General features: G+C 66.2%; 28 protein-coding genes. 27 read left to right on the top strand and 1 reads right to left on the bottom strand.

Going from position 1 to position 16341, the window contains the following annotated elements:
• Positions 1–2: 2 nt before the first annotated feature.
• The 27 genes from rplP to truA all read left to right on the top strand — a co-directional run bounded on the left by rplP (position 3) and on the right by truA (position 15374).
• Complete coding sequence (gene rplP / locus ACSMFO_RS19795; protein WP_005166782.1) at positions 3–422, top strand: 50S ribosomal protein L16; 420 nt, start codon at positions 3–5, stop codon at positions 420–422.
• Positions 422–670, top strand: a complete 249-nt coding sequence (rpmC, locus tag ACSMFO_RS19790) for a 50S ribosomal protein L29 (protein ID WP_007031040.1) — start codon at positions 422–424, stop codon at positions 668–670. The genes rplP and rpmC overlap by 1 nt, the downstream gene beginning before the upstream one ends.
• Complete coding sequence (rpsQ, locus tag ACSMFO_RS19785) at positions 667–945, top strand: 30S ribosomal protein S17 (RefSeq protein ID WP_005166784.1); 279 nt, start codon at positions 667–669, stop codon at positions 943–945. The genes rpmC and rpsQ overlap by 4 nt, the downstream gene beginning before the upstream one ends.
• 79 nt (positions 946–1024) lie before the next feature.
• Positions 1025–1393 (top strand): 50S ribosomal protein L14, encoded by a 369-nt coding sequence (gene rplN / locus ACSMFO_RS19780; RefSeq protein WP_005166785.1) that lies wholly within the window; start codon positions 1025–1027, stop codon positions 1391–1393.
• A gap of 3 nt (positions 1394–1396) precedes the next feature.
• Entirely contained in the window at positions 1397–1711 is a 315-nt protein-coding gene (gene rplX / locus ACSMFO_RS19775; protein ID WP_005166786.1) for a 50S ribosomal protein L24, read from the top strand.
• A gap of 2 nt (positions 1712–1713) precedes the next feature.
• Positions 1714–2277: a 50S ribosomal protein L5 gene (gene rplE, locus ACSMFO_RS19770; RefSeq protein WP_016331092.1), complete on the top strand. Its 564-nt coding sequence runs from the start codon at positions 1714–1716 to the stop codon at positions 2275–2277.
• Between the two features lie 4 nt (positions 2278–2281).
• Positions 2282–2467, top strand: coding sequence for a type Z 30S ribosomal protein S14 (locus ACSMFO_RS19765; RefSeq protein WP_005166789.1), 186 nt, complete (start codon positions 2282–2284; stop codon positions 2465–2467).
• A gap of 80 nt (positions 2468–2547) precedes the next feature.
• Positions 2548–2946, top strand: coding sequence for a 30S ribosomal protein S8 (rpsH, locus tag ACSMFO_RS19760; protein WP_005166791.1), 399 nt, complete (start codon positions 2548–2550; stop codon positions 2944–2946).
• Positions 2947–2962: 16 nt separating this feature from the next.
• Entirely contained in the window at positions 2963–3502 is a 540-nt protein-coding gene (gene rplF / locus ACSMFO_RS19755; protein ID WP_005166793.1) for a 50S ribosomal protein L6, read from the top strand.
• A gap of 2 nt (positions 3503–3504) precedes the next feature.
• Entirely contained in the window at positions 3505–3903 is a 399-nt protein-coding gene (rplR, locus tag ACSMFO_RS19750) for a 50S ribosomal protein L18 (protein WP_007031045.1), read from the top strand.
• Between the two features lie 31 nt (positions 3904–3934).
• A complete protein-coding gene (rpsE, locus tag ACSMFO_RS19745; RefSeq protein ID WP_005166795.1) occupies positions 3935–4579 on the top strand; it encodes a 30S ribosomal protein S5 in 645 nt (214 codons plus the stop codon).
• A 2-nt stretch (positions 4580–4581) separates the two neighbouring features.
• Positions 4582–4767 carry a 50S ribosomal protein L30 gene (rpmD, locus tag ACSMFO_RS19740; RefSeq protein ID WP_005166796.1) on the top strand — a complete coding sequence of 62 codons (186 nt, stop codon included), beginning with the start codon at positions 4582–4584 and terminating at the stop codon, positions 4765–4767.
• Positions 4764–5210: a 50S ribosomal protein L15 gene (gene rplO, locus ACSMFO_RS19735; RefSeq protein WP_038519824.1), complete on the top strand. Its 447-nt coding sequence runs from the start codon at positions 4764–4766 to the stop codon at positions 5208–5210. The genes rpmD and rplO overlap by 4 nt, the downstream gene beginning before the upstream one ends.
• 435 nt (positions 5211–5645) lie before the next feature.
• The gene (locus ACSMFO_RS19730) at positions 5646–6314 is read left to right on the top strand and encodes a hypothetical protein (protein WP_436460017.1); all 669 of its coding nucleotides are present in this window, start codon (positions 5646–5648) and stop codon (positions 6312–6314) included.
• Between the two features lie 43 nt (positions 6315–6357).
• A complete protein-coding gene (locus ACSMFO_RS19725) occupies positions 6358–6996 on the top strand; it encodes a LysE family translocator (protein ID WP_436460016.1) in 639 nt (212 codons plus the stop codon).
• Between the two features lie 322 nt (positions 6997–7318).
• Positions 7319–8626, top strand: a complete 1308-nt coding sequence (secY, locus tag ACSMFO_RS19720) for a preprotein translocase subunit SecY (protein WP_007031051.1) — start codon at positions 7319–7321, stop codon at positions 8624–8626.
• Positions 8623–9177 carry an adenylate kinase gene (locus tag ACSMFO_RS19715; protein ID WP_436460015.1) on the top strand — a complete coding sequence of 185 codons (555 nt, stop codon included), beginning with the start codon at positions 8623–8625 and terminating at the stop codon, positions 9175–9177. The genes secY and ACSMFO_RS19715 overlap by 4 nt, the downstream gene beginning before the upstream one ends.
• A 44-nt stretch (positions 9178–9221) precedes the next feature.
• The gene (gene map, locus ACSMFO_RS19710) at positions 9222–9998 is read left to right on the top strand and encodes a type I methionyl aminopeptidase (protein ID WP_038519818.1); all 777 of its coding nucleotides are present in this window, start codon (positions 9222–9224) and stop codon (positions 9996–9998) included.
• A 436-nt stretch (positions 9999–10434) separates the two neighbouring features.
• Positions 10435–10656, top strand: coding sequence for a translation initiation factor IF-1 (infA, locus tag ACSMFO_RS19705; RefSeq protein ID WP_005166804.1), 222 nt, complete (start codon positions 10435–10437; stop codon positions 10654–10656).
• Positions 10657–10692: 36 nt separating this feature from the next.
• Positions 10693–10806 (top strand): 50S ribosomal protein L36, encoded by a 114-nt coding sequence (gene rpmJ, locus ACSMFO_RS19700; protein WP_004558882.1) that lies wholly within the window; start codon positions 10693–10695, stop codon positions 10804–10806.
• Between the two features lie 205 nt (positions 10807–11011).
• Positions 11012–11392, top strand: a complete 381-nt coding sequence (rpsM, locus tag ACSMFO_RS19695; RefSeq protein WP_005166805.1) for a 30S ribosomal protein S13 — start codon at positions 11012–11014, stop codon at positions 11390–11392.
• Positions 11389–11574, top strand: a complete 186-nt coding sequence (locus ACSMFO_RS19690; protein ID WP_005166807.1) for a hypothetical protein — start codon at positions 11389–11391, stop codon at positions 11572–11574. The genes rpsM and ACSMFO_RS19690 overlap by 4 nt, the downstream gene beginning before the upstream one ends.
• A gap of 18 nt (positions 11575–11592) precedes the next feature.
• Positions 11593–12000, top strand: a complete 408-nt coding sequence (gene rpsK, locus ACSMFO_RS19685) for a 30S ribosomal protein S11 (RefSeq protein ID WP_004558885.1) — start codon at positions 11593–11595, stop codon at positions 11998–12000.
• Positions 12001–12023: 23 nt separating this feature from the next.
• Complete coding sequence (rpsD, locus tag ACSMFO_RS19680) at positions 12024–12629, top strand: 30S ribosomal protein S4 (RefSeq protein WP_007031054.1); 606 nt, start codon at positions 12024–12026, stop codon at positions 12627–12629.
• Between the two features lie 127 nt (positions 12630–12756).
• Positions 12757–13830 (top strand): DNA-directed RNA polymerase subunit alpha, encoded by a 1074-nt coding sequence (locus tag ACSMFO_RS19675; protein ID WP_005166811.1) that lies wholly within the window; start codon positions 12757–12759, stop codon positions 13828–13830.
• A 73-nt stretch (positions 13831–13903) separates the two neighbouring features.
• Positions 13904–14467 (top strand): 50S ribosomal protein L17, encoded by a 564-nt coding sequence (gene rplQ, locus ACSMFO_RS19670; protein WP_038519813.1) that lies wholly within the window; start codon positions 13904–13906, stop codon positions 14465–14467.
• 73 nt (positions 14468–14540) lie between these two features.
• Entirely contained in the window at positions 14541–15374 is an 834-nt protein-coding gene (truA, locus tag ACSMFO_RS19665; protein WP_084098436.1) for a tRNA pseudouridine(38-40) synthase TruA, read from the top strand.
• Here truA and ACSMFO_RS19660 read toward each other — a convergent pair.
• Entirely contained in the window at positions 15344–16303 is a 960-nt protein-coding gene (locus ACSMFO_RS19660; protein ID WP_436460014.1) for an endonuclease domain-containing protein, read from the bottom strand. The genes truA and ACSMFO_RS19660 overlap by 31 nt on opposite strands.
• Positions 16304–16341 lie beyond the last annotated feature (38 nt).

Raw genomic sequence — 16341 nt, 5'->3', positions numbered from 1 at the left:
ACGTGCTCATCCCGCGCAGGGTCAAGCACCGGAAGCAGCACTCCCCGAAGCGCCACGGTGCCGCCAAGGGCGGTACGAAGGTGAACTTCGGCGAGTACGGCATCCAGGCGCTTGAGCACAGCTACGTGACCAACCGGCAGATCGAGTCCGCTCGTATCGCCATGACGCGTCACATCAAGCGTGGCGGCAAGGTGTGGACGACCATCTACCCGGACCGCCCGCTGACCAAGAAGCCGGCGGAAACCCGCATGGGTTCCGGTAAGGGTTCGCCCGAGTGGTGGATCGCCAACGTGAAGCCGGGCCGCGTGATGTTCGAGATCTCTTTCCCGAACGAGGAGACCGCCCGTGAGGCGCTCCGTCGCGCGATCCACAAGCTGCCCATGAAGTGCCGCATCGTGACCCGTGAAGGTGGTGAGTTCTGATGGCGAAGGCAGGTGCCGCCCAGGCATCGGAGCTGCGTGAGCTCACCGCGGAAGAGCTCGTTCTGCGTCTGAAGGAATACAAGGAGGAGCTCTTCAACCTCCGCTTCCAGATGGCGACCGGACAGCTCGACAACAACCGCCGTCTGCGCACCGTCCGCACGGACATCGCGCGGATCTACACGGTCATGCGCGAGCGTGAACTCGGCCTGTCCGTTTCCCCTGACGCCGAGAGTGAAGGTGCCGCATGAGCGAGCAGCCCACCGAGGCGGCCGGCCGCAACGACCGTAAGGTCCGTGAGGGCTATGTCGTCTCGGACAAGATGAACAAGACGATCGTGGTCGAGCTCGAAGACCGCAAGAAGCACCGTCGTTACGCCAAGGTTCTCCGCAGCACCAGCAAGGTCAAGGTGCACGACGAGAACAACGAGGCGGGCGTGGGCGACCGGGTCACCCTGATGGAGACCCGCCCGCTGTCGGCGACCAAGCGCTGGCGTCTGGTGCAGATCGTGGAGAAGGCCAAGTAAGTAGGGCTCTTTTTGAGTCCCTTAGTTCCGCAAGGCTCGCGGTTCATCGCGAGAACCAGCGCGACATACAGGAGTAGACGTGATCCAGCAGGAGTCGCGGCTTCGGGTTGCCGACAACACGGGCGCGAAGGAGATCCTTTGCATCCGCGTTCTCGGTGGCTCGGGGCGGCGCTACGCGGGCATCGGCGACATCATCGTCGCCACCGTGAAGGACGCCATGCCGGCTGCCGGCGTGAAGAAGGGTGACGTCGTCAAGGCGGTCATCGTTCGCACGCGCAAGGAGCGCCGTCGTCCGGACGGTTCTTACATCCGCTTCGACGAGAACGCTGCTGTGCTCATCAAGAACGACAATGAGCCCCGCGGCACCCGCATCTTCGGGCCGGTCGGCCGCGAGCTGCGCGACCGAAAGTTCATGAAGATCATTTCGCTCGCGCCGGAGGTGTTGTAGAGCATGAAGGTGAAGAAGGGCGACACGGTCGTCGTCATCGCCGGCAAGGACAAGGGTGCCAAGGGCAAGGTCATCCAGGCCTACCCCGAGCGCGAGCGCGTGCTGGTCGAGGGCGTCAACCGGATCAAGAAGCACACGCGGATCTCCCAGACCCAGCGCGGCGCGCAGTCCGGCGGCATCGTCACGCAGGAGGCGCCCATCCACGTCTCGAACGTGATGGTCGTCGACTCCGACGGCAAGCCGACCCGGGTGGGCTACCGCATCGGCGAGGACGGCAAGAAGGTCCGGGTCTCGCGCCGGAACGGTAAGGACATCTGATCATGACCACCGCAGAGAAGATCGCCCCGCGCCTCAAGGTGCGGTACCGCGAGGAGATCAAGGGACAGCTCCAGGAGGAGTTCTCCTTCGAGAACGTCCACCAGATCCCGGGCGTCGTCAAGGTCGTCGTGAACATGGGTGTCGGAGACGCCGCCCGTGACAGCAAGCTGATCGAAGGCGCCATCCGCGACCTGGCCGCGATCACCGGGCAGAAGCCCGAGGTTCGCAAGGCTCGCAAGTCCATCGCGCAGTTCAAGCTGCGTGAGGGCCAGCCGATCGGTGCGCGCGTCACGCTGCGCAACGACCGCATGTGGGAGTTCCTCGACCGGCTGCTGACCATCGCGCTGCCGCGTATCCGTGACTTCCGCGGGCTTTCGCCGAAGCAGTTCGACGGCAACGGCAACTACACGTTCGGTCTCAACGAGCAGTCCATGTTCCACGAGATCGACCCGGACGCCATCGACCGCCCGCGCGGTATGGACGTCACTGTCGTCACCACCGCCAACACCGACGACGAGGGCCGCGCGCTGCTTCGCAAGCTCGGCTTCCCGTTCAAGGAGAACTGAGTCGATGGCCAAGAAAGCACTGGTCCACAAGGCCGCGAAGACGCCGAAGTTCAAGGTTCGCGGTTACACGCGCTGCCAGCGGTGCGGTCGCCCGCACTCGGTGTTCCGCAAGTTCGGGCTCTGCCGGATCTGCCTTCGCGAGATGGCACACGCGGGCGAGCTGCCCGGCGTCCGCAAGTCCAGCTGGTAAGAGTCTTTTTTAACTCCCACTTCGCCACAGGCCTTGCAGAAATTGCAGGGAACCAGGGCGAGAAAGGTTGACAGGTCACCATGACGATGACCGACCCCATCGCAGACTTCTTGACCCGTCTGCGTAACGCGAACTCGGCTTACCACGACGAGGTCGTGCTTCCCCACTCGAAGATCAAGGCGAACATCGCCGAGATCCTCAAGCGCGAGGGTTACATCTCGGGCTACCGCGACGAGCCGGGCGAGAAGCACAAGAACCTCATCGTGGAGCTGAAGTACGGCCCCAACCGTGAGCGCAGCATCGCCGGCCTCCGCCGCGTGTCCAAGCCCGGCCTGCGGGTCTACGCAAAATCGACCGAACTGCCGTCGGTTCTCGGTGGCCTCGGCGTCGCGATCATCTCGACGTCGTCCGGCCTCCAGACCGACCGTCAGGCCAAGCGCAACAGCGTGGGCGGCGAAGTCCTCGCCTACGTCTGGTAAGGAAGGGGGCACAGACATGTCACGCATTGGAAAGCTGCCGGTCGCCGTCCCCTCCGGGGTCAAGGTGACCATCGACGGTCAGCAGATCAAGGTCGAGGGGCCCAAGGGCACCCTCGAGCACACCATCGCCGAGCCCATCACCGTCGAGCAGGCCGAAAACGGCACGCTCGAGGTCAAACGGCCCGACGAGGAGCGCACCAGCCGTGCCCTGCACGGTCTCACCCGGACGCTGGTCAACAACCTCGTCGTCGGTGTGACCGAGGGCTACGAGAAGAAGCTCGAGATCCACGGTGTCGGTTACCGCGTGCAGGCCAAGGGCTCGGACCTCGAGTTCGCCCTCGGCTACAGCCACCCGGTGAAGATCGAGGCTCCGGAAGGCATCACCTTCAAGGTCGAGACCCCCACCCGGTTCTCGGTCTCGGGCATCGACAAGCAGAAGGTCGGCCAGATCGCCGCGGTCATCCGCAAGCTGCGCCGCCCGGACCCGTACAAGGGCAAGGGCCTGCGCTACGAGGGTGAGAAGATCCGCCGCAAGGTCGGAAAGACGGGTAAGTGATCATGAGCGACACGACTACGAAGCGCAAGCCGGTCGGCAAGGACATCTCGACCCGCCGCCGCGTCGCGAAGGCCCGTCGGCACTTCCGCCTTCGCAAGAAGATCAACGGCACGGACCAGCGTCCGCGCCTGGTCGTCAAGCGTTCGTCGCGGCACATCGCCGTGCAGCTGATCGACGACCTCGCCGGCAAGACCCTGGCGTCGGCGTCCACCCTCGAGGCGGACGTCCGCGCGCTGGAAGGCGACAAGAAGGCCAAGGCCGCCAAGGTCGGGGAACTCGTCGCCGCCCGCGCCAAGAACGCCGGCGTCTCGACCGTGGTGTTCGACCGTGGTGGCAACGCCTACCACGGCCGCATCGCGGCGCTCGCCGACGCTGCCCGTGAGGCGGGGTTGGAGTTCTGATGCAGATGCTCGTGAATGGAAGGAAAGCCTGATGCCGGGACGTACACGGCAATTCGGCGGCGGCCAGGGCGGACCCGGCGGGCAGGGCGGCAACGACCGCAATGACCGTCGCGACCGCCGTGACCGGCGCGACAGCGGCCGTGGCGGGGCCGGCCAGGAGAAGACCCCGCACCTCGAGAAGGTCGTGACGATCAACCGCGTCGCCAAGGTCGTCAAGGGTGGTCGTCGCTTCAGCTTCACCGCCCTGGTGGTCGTCGGTGACGGCGACGGTCAGGTCGGCGTCGGCTACGGCAAGGCCAAGGAAGTTCCCGCGGCCATCGCCAAGGGCGTCGAGGAAGCGAAGAAGAACTTCTTCCGCGTTCCCCGCGTCGGTGGCACCATTCCCCACCCCATCCAGGGTGAGGAAGCCGCCGGTGTCGTGCTGCTCCGTCCGGCCTCGGCCGGTACCGGTGTCATCGCCGGTGGCCCGGTGCGCGCGGTGCTGGAGTGCGCGGGCGTCCACGACGTGCTGTCGAAGTCGCTCGGCTCCGACAACGCGATCAACATCGTGCACGCGACCGTGGCGGCCCTGAAGGGTCTGCAGCGTCCCGAAGAGGTCGCGGCCCGCCGCGGTCTCCCGCTCGAGGACGTCGCTCCGGCTCGCATGCTGCGTCAGCGCGCGGGGCAGGGGGTCTGACCATGACTCAGCTCAAGGTGACCCAGGTCAAGAGCAAGATCGGCACGAAGCACGCTCACCGCGAATCGCTGCGCACCCTCGGGCTGCGCAAGATCCGCCAGAGCGTCGTGCGTGAAGACACCCCCCAGGTTCGCGGCCTCATCCACACGGTCCGCCACCTGGTGGAGGTCGAGGAGGTCAAGGCATGACTGCCATCAAGATCCACCACCTTCGTCCGGCTCCGGGCGCGAAGCGCGACAAGATCCGCGTCGGCCGTGGTGAGGGCTCGAAGGGCAAGACCGCCGGTCGCGGTACCAAGGGCACCAAGGCCCGGAAGAACGTGCCCGCCGGTTTCGAGGGTGGGCAGATGCCCATCCACATGCGGCTGCCGAAGCTGCGCGGCTTCAAGAACCGGTTCCGCACCGAGTACCAGCCGGTGAACGTGGGCGACATCGCCCGCGTCTTCCCGGACGGTGGCAAGGTCGGCGCCGAGGAGCTCGTCGCGAACGGTCTGGTCCGCAAGGGCAAGCTCGTGAAGGTGCTGGGCAACGGCGACGTGAACGGCGTCAAGCTGGACGTCACCGCCGACGCTTTCTCCGGCTCCGCCAAGGAGAAGCTCTCCGCCGCCGGTGGCTCCGCCACCACGCTCTGAGCTTTCTTCGCTCGCTTCACCGAAAGGCCCGCCAGGCTCCGCCAGGCGGGCCTTTCGCTTGCGCTCCCTCCGGCTGCCCCGACCTGCGTTTCGCGGGCTAACCGCGATCTGGCCCGTTTCGCCCGGCGCGCCCGCGGACCTGCGTTTCGCCCCCTAATCGCGATCCGGGCCGTGGGCCGCCGTCTCGCCTCCGACCTGCGTTTCGCGGGCTAATCGCGCTCCGACGGTCGCGCAGGTGCCCGCCGCCCGGATCGCGTTTAGCCCGCGAAACGCAAGTCGGCCCCGGCGGCCGCGAGCGTGGCGAAGGGGTGTCTGAGCTGGAAGGATCGTGAGGTGGCCATACCTCCAGGGCAGGATCCGCAGCCCTCTCAGCAGCAGCCGGACGCCCCGCCGATGGTCGTATCGGTTTCAGGCCCGATGGATCCCGTAGGCGAGGTGCCGCGGTCTGGCCGGCTCGAGCCCCGCAGGTTGGTCGCGGCGGGATTGGCCGCACTGGCCCTGGTGCTGACCCTCGTGGGCTGCTTCTTCCCGTTGTTCAGCACCGAGCATCGGCTCACCTTCGATTCCGCCGAGCCGGTCGTGCTCGTGTTCGTCCAAGGCGCGTGGGACATGACGGTGGATCAGGTCGACCGACCCGCCACCACCACTTCGTCGGCGCCCCTCGGCATCCCTCTCCTGATCGCCGCGACGATCCTCCTTGCGGCCACTGTCGCCAGTGCGCGCGCAGCCAGGCTCCGACGTCTGGGCGCTTTGGACAAATGGCTCGCCACCATCGCGGCGGTGTTCCTCGCCGGAGTCGTCATCAGTGTCGCCACGATGGGATACGGACGTGAGATGGGAGACGACATCAAGGCGACACAGACCTTTGGAGCAGGTCTGTGGGCGCTCTTCGCCGCAGTCGTCGCCGCGGCGGGGGCGGCGGTCATGAGTCACCGTGTCCAAGACGAAGAGGTCCCGATGAGCGGCGACTCCGCTCTCGCGGAAATGCCCACACCGAAGGACGGCATCTCCATCACGGTGCTCCCACCGGAGCCACAGCCGGAGGTCCCGGACTATTCGGCCTTCGCGCCGGCACCGGATCCCGGCGCGAAAGAGCGCGATTAGCCCGCTAAACGCGCTCGCGGTCGCCGATACGGTGGGGGAGGAGGTGGCCGATGACTTGGGCGGTGGTCTTTTTCGGAGCGGCGGTGCTCGTGGCTTTACGCCAGGGGCGAACAATCTGCTCGGCCTGCATCACGGAATGACGCAGGGGGCTTGGAAAGGGCTCGCCGGCCTGTTAGGCCGATTGGCCGCATTCACGGTGCTCATCGCGGCCGTCGCCGCAGGTCTCGGGCAGCTCCTCGCGGCATCCGAACTTGCACTCACGGTGATCAAATGGGCCGGCGTCGCCTACCTGGCCTGGATCGGCGCGCGGCTGCTGTGGTCGACCTTCCGTGCCGGGCGCACCACGCTCATCCAGACGCCACGACGCACTGAATCCGTGCCGGCGCTGAAGATCGCGAGGAAGGAATTCGTCGTCGCGATCACGAACCCGAAGGCGATCCTCATCTTCACCGCGTTCGTGCCCCAGTTCATCGACGCTGCTCACGGGTCCTTTTCCGCCCAGATCGCGATTCTCGGCGCCGTCTACCTGCTCGCCGAGTTCCTCGCGGGCGCGACCTACATCGGCGCGGGCGCGCTCGTGAAGACGCTTCGGCTGTCCCTCCGGGCGACCCGCAACGTCGACCGCGGCACCGGGGTCGTGCTCCTCGGTATGGCGGGAGCCCTGGCAACTTCGAGCTCCTGAACGCCCTCCCTGATCACAGTGCGTTTAGCGGGCTAATCGCGATTCGGTGGGGCCGGGAAAGTGGGGAACGGTAAGGCGATCTGTCAAGGTTCCGGAGCGAGAAGCACAAGTCGATCAACCCCGCGGACCAACCTTCGTTCGGAAAACCCACACGCACTGCGGACACGCCCTGTGAAGCTGTTAGAGTCGGCGGCACGCTTCGGGACGAGTGTGCCCCGAAGCGTTCCTGGCTTGTGCCAGAAAGCTGTGTGTTCCCGCCGGCCCCAGGCCGGCCAAGCCGATCGTCGGTAAGACAGCCGACGACGCCGAGGAGGTTCCCCGCGTGCTCAGCGCCTTCCGCTCGGCTCTAGCGACGCCGGATCTACGTAAGAAGATCCTGTTCACGCTAGCCATCGTCGCGGTCTACCGAATCGGTGCCACCATTCCGGCCCCGGGTATCTCGTATTCCGCCGTGCAGCAATGTACGGAGACCGGGTCGCAGGAGGGCGTCTATCAGCTGCTGAACCTGTTCAGTGGCGGTGCACTGCTGCAGCTGTCGCTGTTCTCGACCGGCATCATGCCGTACATCACGGCGAGCATCATCGTCCAGCTCCTCACCGTGGTCATCCCGCGGTTCGAGGAACTGAAGAAGGAAGGCCAAGCCGGCCAGGGCAAGCTGACCCAGTACACCCGGTACCTGACGATCGCCCTCGCGGTCCTGCAGGCGACCGGTGTGGTGGCGCTCGCCGACCGCAAGCAGCTCTTCCCGCAGTGCGACACCGCGATCATCCCGGACAACAGCGTCTACACGCTGGCCATCATCGTCATCACGATGACCGCCGGTACCGCCGTCATGATGTGGCTGGGTGAGCTGATCACCGAGCGCGGCGTCGGCAACGGCATGTCCGTCCTCATCTTCCTGAACATCGCGGCCCGGATCCCGATCGAGGGTGGCAACATCCTCAGCAGCGCGGGTGGCGTCGTCTTCGCCCTGATCTGCGTGTTCGGCCTGGTGATCATCGCCAGCGTCATCTTCGTCGAGCAGGGCCAGCGCCGGATCCCGGTGCAGTACGCCAAGCGCATGATCGGCCGCCGTATGTACGGCGGGACCTCGACGTACCTGCCGATCAAGGTGAACCAGGCCGGTGTCATCCCGGTCATCTTCGCCTCGTCGCTGCTCTACCTGCCGGACCTGATCAGCCGCCTCGTCGGCGACGCCAACAGCAACGCGGGCTGGCAGGTCTTCATCCAGAACTACATCGTCAACCAGTCCAGCTGGGCGCACGTCCTGCTGTACTTCGCGTTGATCATCTTCTTCACGTACTTCTACATCACGATCACGTTCAACGTGGACGAGCGTGCGGAAGAAATGAAGAAGTTCGGTGGCTTCATCCCGGGCATCCGCCCGGGCCGTCCCACCGCGGAGTACCTCAGCTACGTCCTCGGCCGGATCACCCTGCCGGGCTCGCTGTACCTGGGCATCATCGCGATCCTTCCGAACTTCTTCCTGTCCGTCACCGGCAGCGGGAACAACCAGAACTTCCCGTTCGGTGGCACGGCTGTGCTGATCATGGTCGGTGTCGGTCTCGACACCGTGAAACAGATCGAAAGCCAGCTGATGCAACGTAACTACGAAGGGTTCTTGAAGTGACGCGCCTGGTTCTCGTTGGCCCTCCTGGCGCGGGCAAAGGTACTCAGGCGGTAGCACTGTCGGAGAAGCTCCGGATCCCGCACATCTCGACCGGCGACCTGTTCCGCGCCCACGTGGGCGAGCAGACGCCGCTGGGCCAGGAAGCCAAGCGCTACCTGGACTCCGGTGAACTCGTGCCCGACTCGGTCACGAACGAGATGGTGCGTGAGCGTCTCGCCGAACCCGACGCCAAGGTCGGTTTCCTGCTCGACGGGTTCCCCCGGAACACGAAGCAGGCCGACGTCCTCGGCGAGATCCTCGGCGAGGTCGACGCCAAGCTCAACGCGGTCATCCAGCTCCAGGTCTCGGAAGACGTCGTCGTCGATCGGCTGCTGTCCCGCGGCCGTTCGGACGACACCGAAGAGGTCATCCGTCGCCGCCAGCAGATCTACGTGTCCGAGACGGCTCCGCTGCTCGAGTACTACGCGGACATCCTGGTCACGGTCGACGGCGTCGGCTCGGTCGACGAGATCTCCGCCCGCGTGCTGGAAGCGCTGCGCGACCGCACGTGAATTTCGGAGGACTGCGTGTACTGCAACGGCTTCGTCGTGGGCGCATGATCGAAATCAAGACCCCTGGCGAGCTCCAGGCGATGCGGGCCGCCGGTCTGGTGGTCTGGCGCACCCTCACCGCGGTGCGCGAGATCGCCAAGCCGGGGGTGACCACGGCCGACCTCGACGAGCTCGCCGAGCAGACGATCCGCGACGCCGGCGCGGTGCCCTCGTTCAAGGGCTACCACGGCTTCCCGGCGTCGATCTGCGCTTCGGTGAACGAGCAGATCGTCCACGGCATCCCGTCGAAGACGCAGGTCCTGAACGACGGCGACATCATCTCGGTGGACTGTGGCGCAATCCTCGACGGCTGGCACGGCGACTCCGCGGTCACTCTCGCGATCGGTGAGGTGTCGAAGGCGGATCTCGCGCTCTCGGCCGCCACCGAGGCGGCGATGTGGGCCGGGATCGCCGCGGTGTCGTCCGGCGGCAGGCTCACGGACATCTCACACGCGGTGCAGACCGCGGCCGAGAAGGCCGGCCGGGAAGACGGCATCGAGTACGGGATGATCGTCGAGTACGGCGGTCACGGTATCGGGCGCCAGATGCACATGGACCCGTTCCTGCCGAACCTGGGCAAACCGGGCAAGGGACCGCGGCTCAAGACCGGTATGGCGCTCGCGATCGAGCCCATGCTGACGGGCGGCGGCGGGGAGACCGTCGAGCTCGAGGACGGGTGGACCGTCGTGACCGCGGACGGCTCGCGGGCCTCGCACTGGGAGCACACGGTCGCCATCACCGATGACGGCCCGTGGGTGCTGACAGCCCCCGAAGACGCCTGACCTGCCCCTGCTCCCGCCGGAGCGCGTTTAGCCCGCGAAACGCAGGTCGGCCCGCCGGTCGGCGCAACGCCAGCGCCCGCCGTCGGGGCCCATGCCCGCTACCCCCATCGGGTGCACCTCGGCAGCCGAGCGCGCCAGGTCCAGCCTCCATCGGAGCGCGATTAGCCCGCTAAACGCAGGTCGGCGCGGGCGTACGATGGAGAGGTCGCATCCGGCGAGCGCAGGGGTCACGTAACACAGTCACCCCCCGTTTGGGGCTCACGACACGGGTTGCGTACACTGTCAAGTCGGTGTACTCATCGCGCCCGGATCCTGCGCGCTCGTGAATTCTCGCGAACGGACATTGGAGCCGGGTAGGAGTGTGCCGATGCACCACCCAGCCAAGCACTCAAGCTCTGACTGATAACACAGCGTAGCGACAGGAAATGCGGAGGACATGGGCAAGAAAGACGGGGCCATCGAGGTCGAAGGCCGCGTAGTCGAGCCGCTCCCCAACGCGATGTTCCGCGTCGAGTTGGAGAACGGCCACAAGGTCCTTGCACACATCAGCGGCAAGATGCGGCAGCACTACATCCGCATCCTGCCCGAGGACAGGGTTGTCGTGGAGCTCTCGCCCTACGACTTGTCTCGTGGTCGCATCGTCTACCGCTACAAGTGATCACGACGAGTTAGCACAAGCAGGAGAGCAGGAGACGTGAAGGTCCAGCCGAGCGTCAAGAAGATCTGCGACAAGTGCAAGGTGATCCGCCGTCACGGCCGGATCATGGTGATCTGCGAGAACCTGCGGCACAAGCAGCGGCAGGGCTGATCACTCGCACTCGTACAGAGTGGATTGACGGCTACACAATCTCCCCGCACCTGCCGGGCCGTGCGAACGGCCCGGTTCACCCCCGGACTTCAGGCCGGGGCCGGGACACCCGAAGCGCAAGCCAAGGGCACGACAGGCGAGTCGGTCCCGGGACCGGACGGGGAGCAGACCTGGAGATGAATTCTATGAAGGAGCATCAACGCCAATGGCACGACTCGCTGGCGTAGACCTCCCCCGCGAAAAGCGGTTGGAGATCGCGCTGACCTACATCTACGGCATCGGCCGTACCCGCTCGAAGCAGCTCATCGCGGCTGCCGAGCTCAACGCGGACACTCGCGTCAAGGATCTGAGCGATGACGACCTCGCCAAGCTGCGGGTCTACATCGAGGAGAACTTCAAGGTCGAGGGTGACCTTCGCCGTGAGGTGAACGCCGACATCCGTCGGAAGATCGAGATCGGGTGCTACGAGGGCCTTCGCTGGCGTCGCGGACTTCCCGTCCGTGGTCAGCGCACCAAGACGAACGCCCGCACCCGTAAGGGTCCGAAGAAGACGGTCGCCGGCAAGAAGAAGGCTGGCAAGAAGTGAGCGTCCAGGGCAAGAAGGTCGTGCGTATGGGCGGCGTCCACCGCCGCGGCTCGGCTTGTGTCTCGCCCAAGGCGCTTTACGCCCGCCCGATGGCGCTCCGCAACCTGTACACCGACGCCGGTTCGATCATCCGGCGCGGACAGGCCGAAGCGGTCGCCGCTCACCAAGAGAACGCGCGCTAACAGGAGAACCCTCAGAACATGCCACCGAAGTCTCGTACTGCGGCGGGGGCCAAGAAGGTCCGCCGTAAGGAAAAGAAGAATGTCGCGCACGGTCACGCGCACATCAAGAGCACCTTCAACAACACCATCGTCTCGATCACGGACCCGACCGGTGCCGTGATCGCGTGGGCGTCGAGTGGTCACGTGGGCTTCAAGGGCTCGCGTAAGTCCACCCCGTTCGCCGCGCAGATGGCCGCCGAGAACGCCGCCCGCAAGGCTGCCGAGCACGGCATGAAGAAGGTCGACGTCTTCGTGAAGGGCCCGGGTTCGGGTCGCGAGACGGCGATCCGCTCGCTGCAGGCGGCCGGCCTCGAGGTCGGCACCATCCAGGACGTGACCCCGCAGCCTCACAACGGCTGCCGCCCGCCCAAGCGGCGCCGGGTCTGAGGAACGGGGAGGAGTAAGAAGAAATGGCTCGTTACACCGGCCCCGCGACGCGTATTTCGCGTCGCCTCAAGGTTGACCTCATCGGCGGCGACCAGGCTTTCGAGCGTCGCCCCTACCCGCCGGGCCAGCACGGCCGCGGGCGCATCAAGGAGTCCGAGTACCTCCTGCAGTCGCAGGAGAAGCAGAAGGCTCGCTACACCTACGGCGTTCTCGAGCGTCAGTTCGTCCGGTACTACAAGGAAGCCGTCCGGCGTCCCGGTAAGACCGGTGAGAACCTGCTGCAGATCCTCGAGTCCCGTCTGGACAACGTGATCTACCGCGCCGGCATCGCCCGCACCCGCCGTCAGGCGCGTCAGCTGGTGAGCCACGGCCACTTCCTGGTCAACGGCGTCAAGGTCAACGTCCCGTCCTACCAGGTCACGAAGTGGGACATCATCGACGTGCGGCCGAAGTCGTTCGCGATGCTGCCCTTCGTCGCGGCCAAGGAGTCGTTCGGCGAGCGTCCCGTTCCCGCGTGGCTCCAGGTCGTTCCGTCCAACCTCCGTGTGCTGGTCCACCAGCTCCCGGAGCGCGCTCAGATCGATGTTCCGGTCCAGGAACAGCTGATCGTCGAGCTCTACTCGAAGTGATCCATCGTCGGGCCGGGGTTTCCCCGGCCCGATGTGGGCACGGGCGGCGGCGCCCGGAGTGCGCCGCCGCTTCGCCATCCCTTTCGGTGTCATATGGCGGGCGCCGTTTGGAAAGGAACTAGGAAAGATGCTGATTTCCCAGCGACCGGCTCTCGGCGAAGAGACGGTCAACGAGACCCGCTCCCGGTTCACCATCGAACCGCTGGAGCCCGGCTTCGGCTACACGCTCGGCAACTCGCTGCGGCGCACGCTGCTGTCGTCCATTCCGGGCGCGGCCGTGACGAGCATCCGCATCGACGGCGTGCTGCACGAGTTCACCACCGTTCCCGGTGTGAAGGAAGACGTCACCGACATCATCCTGAACCTCAAGGAGCTCGTGGTCTCCTCGGAAGAGGACGAGCCGGTCACCATGTACCTGCGCAAGCAGGGCCCCGGTGAGGTCACCGCCGCCGACATCGTGCCCCCGGCCGGTGTCACCGTGCACAACCCGGATCTGCACATCGCGTCGCTGAACGGCAAGGGCAAGCTCGAGATCGAGCTCGTCGTCGAGCGCGGCCGCGGTTACGTTCCGGCCCTGCAGAACAAGCAGGCGGGCGCGGAGATCGGCCGGATCCCGGTCGACTCCATCTACTCCCCGGTGCTGAAGGTGACCTACAAGGTCGAGGCGACCCGTGTCGAGCAGCGCACCGACTTCGACAAGCTGATCCTGGACGTGGAGACGAAGCCGTCGATCACGCCGCGGGACGCTGTCGCTTCGGCCGGTAAGACGCTGGTGGAGCTGTTCGGTCTCGCGCGCGAGCTGAACGTCGACGCCGAAGGCATCGAGATCGGCCCGTCGCCGCAGGAGGCGGACACCATCGCCGCCTACGCGATGCCGATCGAGGACCTGGACCTCACCGTCCGGTCGTACAACTGCCTCAAGCGCGAGGGCATCCACACCGTCGGCGAACTGGTCTCGCGCAGCGAGGCCGACCTGCTGGACATCCGCAACTTCGGTGCGAAGTCGATCGACGAGGTCAAGCTCAAGCTCGTCGGTCTCGGCCTCGCGCTGAAGGACAGCCCGCCCGGGTTCGACCCGACCGCGGCCGCGGCCAGCTACGACGGTGAAGGCTGGTCCGAGGGCGTCGACAGCATCACGGACGGAATTTCGGACAACGGCCACGACGATGGCCAGGACTACGCAGAGACGGAGCAGCTGTAAGGCCAGCTACGGCTCCCTCACCGGTCGGTGGGGGAGCGCCGGCCTTCAGCTGTGAGCTGAACGAGGAGAACCGATGCCCACCCCCACAAAGGGACCCCGTCTCGGCGGGTCGCCCGCGCACGAACGGCTGATCCTGGCCAACCTGGCCACCCAGCTGTTCGAGCACGGCAAGATCACGACGACCGAGGCGAAGGCCCGGCGGGTGCGCCCGCTGGCCGAGAAGCTGATCACGAAGGCGAAGCGGGGCGACCTGCACAACCGTCGTCAGATCCAGCGCATCGTGCGCGACAAGGACGTCGTGCACAAGCTGATCGCCGAGATCGGTCCGTTCTTCGCGGAGCGTCCGGGTGGCTACACCCGGATCACCAAGACGATGGCGCGCAAGGGCGACAACGCCCCCATGGCCGTCATCGAGCTGGTGGCCGAGAAGACCGTCACCGCCGAGGCCGAGGCCGCGCGCAAGACGAAGTTCGCCAAGGACGAGCCGAAGGCTGCCGCTCCGGCCGCCGAGGAGACCACCGAGGCCACTGAGGCTGCCGACACGGCCGCCACCGAGGCTCCGGAGGCCACCGAGGCTCCCGCCGCCGACGAGGCCGCTGAGGCCCCCGCCGCGGACGCGGACAGCAAGAAGGACTGACGTCCTGACGGCACCGAACACCCCGGACGAGCCCGCCACTCCCACTGCGGAGGGCGGGCTCGTTCGTCTGCGTCTGGACGTCTCCTACGACGGCACCGATTTCTCCGGCTGGGCGCGGCAGCCCGGACGGCGCACGGTGCAGGGAGTCCTCGAAGAGGCGCTCGCGAAACAGCCCCCAGGGGCCTCGGTCCCGAAGTCCGTCGTCGTCGCCGGCCGCACCGATGCCGGGGTGCACGCTGCGGGCCAGGTGGTCCACGTCGACGCGTCGCCTTTAGCGGGCAAAACGCGATCCGGTCGTCTGGAACTGGACGAGCAGGGCATCCCTGACCTGGGGCGGATGCGGCACCGCTGGAATCGGTACCTGCCGGGTGACGTGCGGGTGCTGGATGCCCGGGTCGCGGCGCCCGGATTCGACGCGCGGTTCTCGGCCGTGCGGCGCCACTATCTGTACCGCGTTTCGGACGCGCCGTGGGGCGTGGATCCGTTGAGGCGTCACGACACTTTGGCCTGGGGGCGACCGCTTTCTGTCGACGCGATGAATGAGGCGTCGGCGGCTCTCCTGGGGCTCCAGGACTTCGCGGCCTTCTGTAAGCAGCGTGAAGGCGGGACGACCATTCGCGAGCTGCAGCGGCTCGTGTGGCGGCGGACCGGGCCGCACGCGGTCGAGGTCGAGGTCTCCGCCGATGCGTTCTGCCATTCGATGGTGCGCAGTCTGGTGGGGGCGCTGCTCTTGGTCGGTGACGGCCGACGTCCGCTCGATTGGCCGGGTGACGTTTTGGAGAGCCGGACGCGCGACAGCGCAGTCGCTCCCGCACATGGCCTGACGTTGATGGCCGTCGACTACCCGCCAGACGCCGAACTCGCGGCGCGTGCCGATCAAACGCGCGCCATGCGCACCCCCTCCTGATCCGGACGCGGCGCCTTTCGCGGGCTAAACGCGCCGCGGCGGGCCTGCCAGACGGCGTCCACGATGCCTTTGAAGTCGTTCGCCAGGTCTTCCGCGGTGGCGATGACGAATCGCCATCCCTCGGCCTCCACGCGTCTTCGGCGTTTGCGGTCATAGGCTTGTTCCTTCGGGGTGTTGTGCCATCGGCCGTCGTACTCGATGGCGACCCGGAACGTCTCGTCCGCGAGGTCGAGACGAGCGAGGAAACGGCCGGTTCGTGACTTGACCTCGACCTGAGGCGTCGCCGTGATGCCACCGGCCGCGAGCACGATGCGAAGCTCCGATTCCGGATGCGATTCCGCACGAGGATCGGACAGGCGTAAAGCATGTCTGGCCAAGCGAATTCCTCTATTGCGGCGACCGTAGAACTCGCCGTTGAGGTGCAGATCGGTCAGGTTGTTTGCTCTCATGAACTGGTCCAGATCCGGGACACCGATACGGAGCCGGCGCGTCCAGCTGGATTTGCGCGGAGAAAGCCGAAGCAGGAGATCCAGAGCTATTCGGCGTTTCCGTGCGATGCGAATGCCGTTCCAGGGTCTCGATTCTTCGGGTTTGACCTCGGTTCGCCGAACCTTGATTCCGACGATCGGGCCGAAGCGATTCTTCTCCGGCACGATCATCTCGACGGGGTCGCTGGGGTTGGCCAGCTCGACGCCGTGAACGGTTGCGGCAGATCGCCCGGTCAGGACTGCTTCCGGAGGGGCCAGCAGTGCGGCGCCTCGGCATCGCAGCTCGTGGGTGACCTCGACGCCGGCGCGCGTGTAGACGTCTTGAAACAGCCGTCGGACGCTCGAGCCGCGTAACTGGCTGGCCGTGATGAGACCTGCCTTGCGCGCTTCAGAGCCGCGGAAGACATCGGGGAGATGAGATGAATCGAAGGGTCTGGTCATGTCGACACGGTGACCGACAAGACCGACAACCCGTGGCC

It is taken from the genome of Amycolatopsis sp. w19 (assembly GCF_051373225.1).
GTDB classification, from domain to species: domain Bacteria; phylum Actinomycetota; class Actinomycetes; order Mycobacteriales; family Pseudonocardiaceae; genus Amycolatopsis; species Amycolatopsis japonica.
Note: the sequence above shows the minus strand (reverse complement) of the source record. Positions and strands in the feature narration are given on the sequence as shown.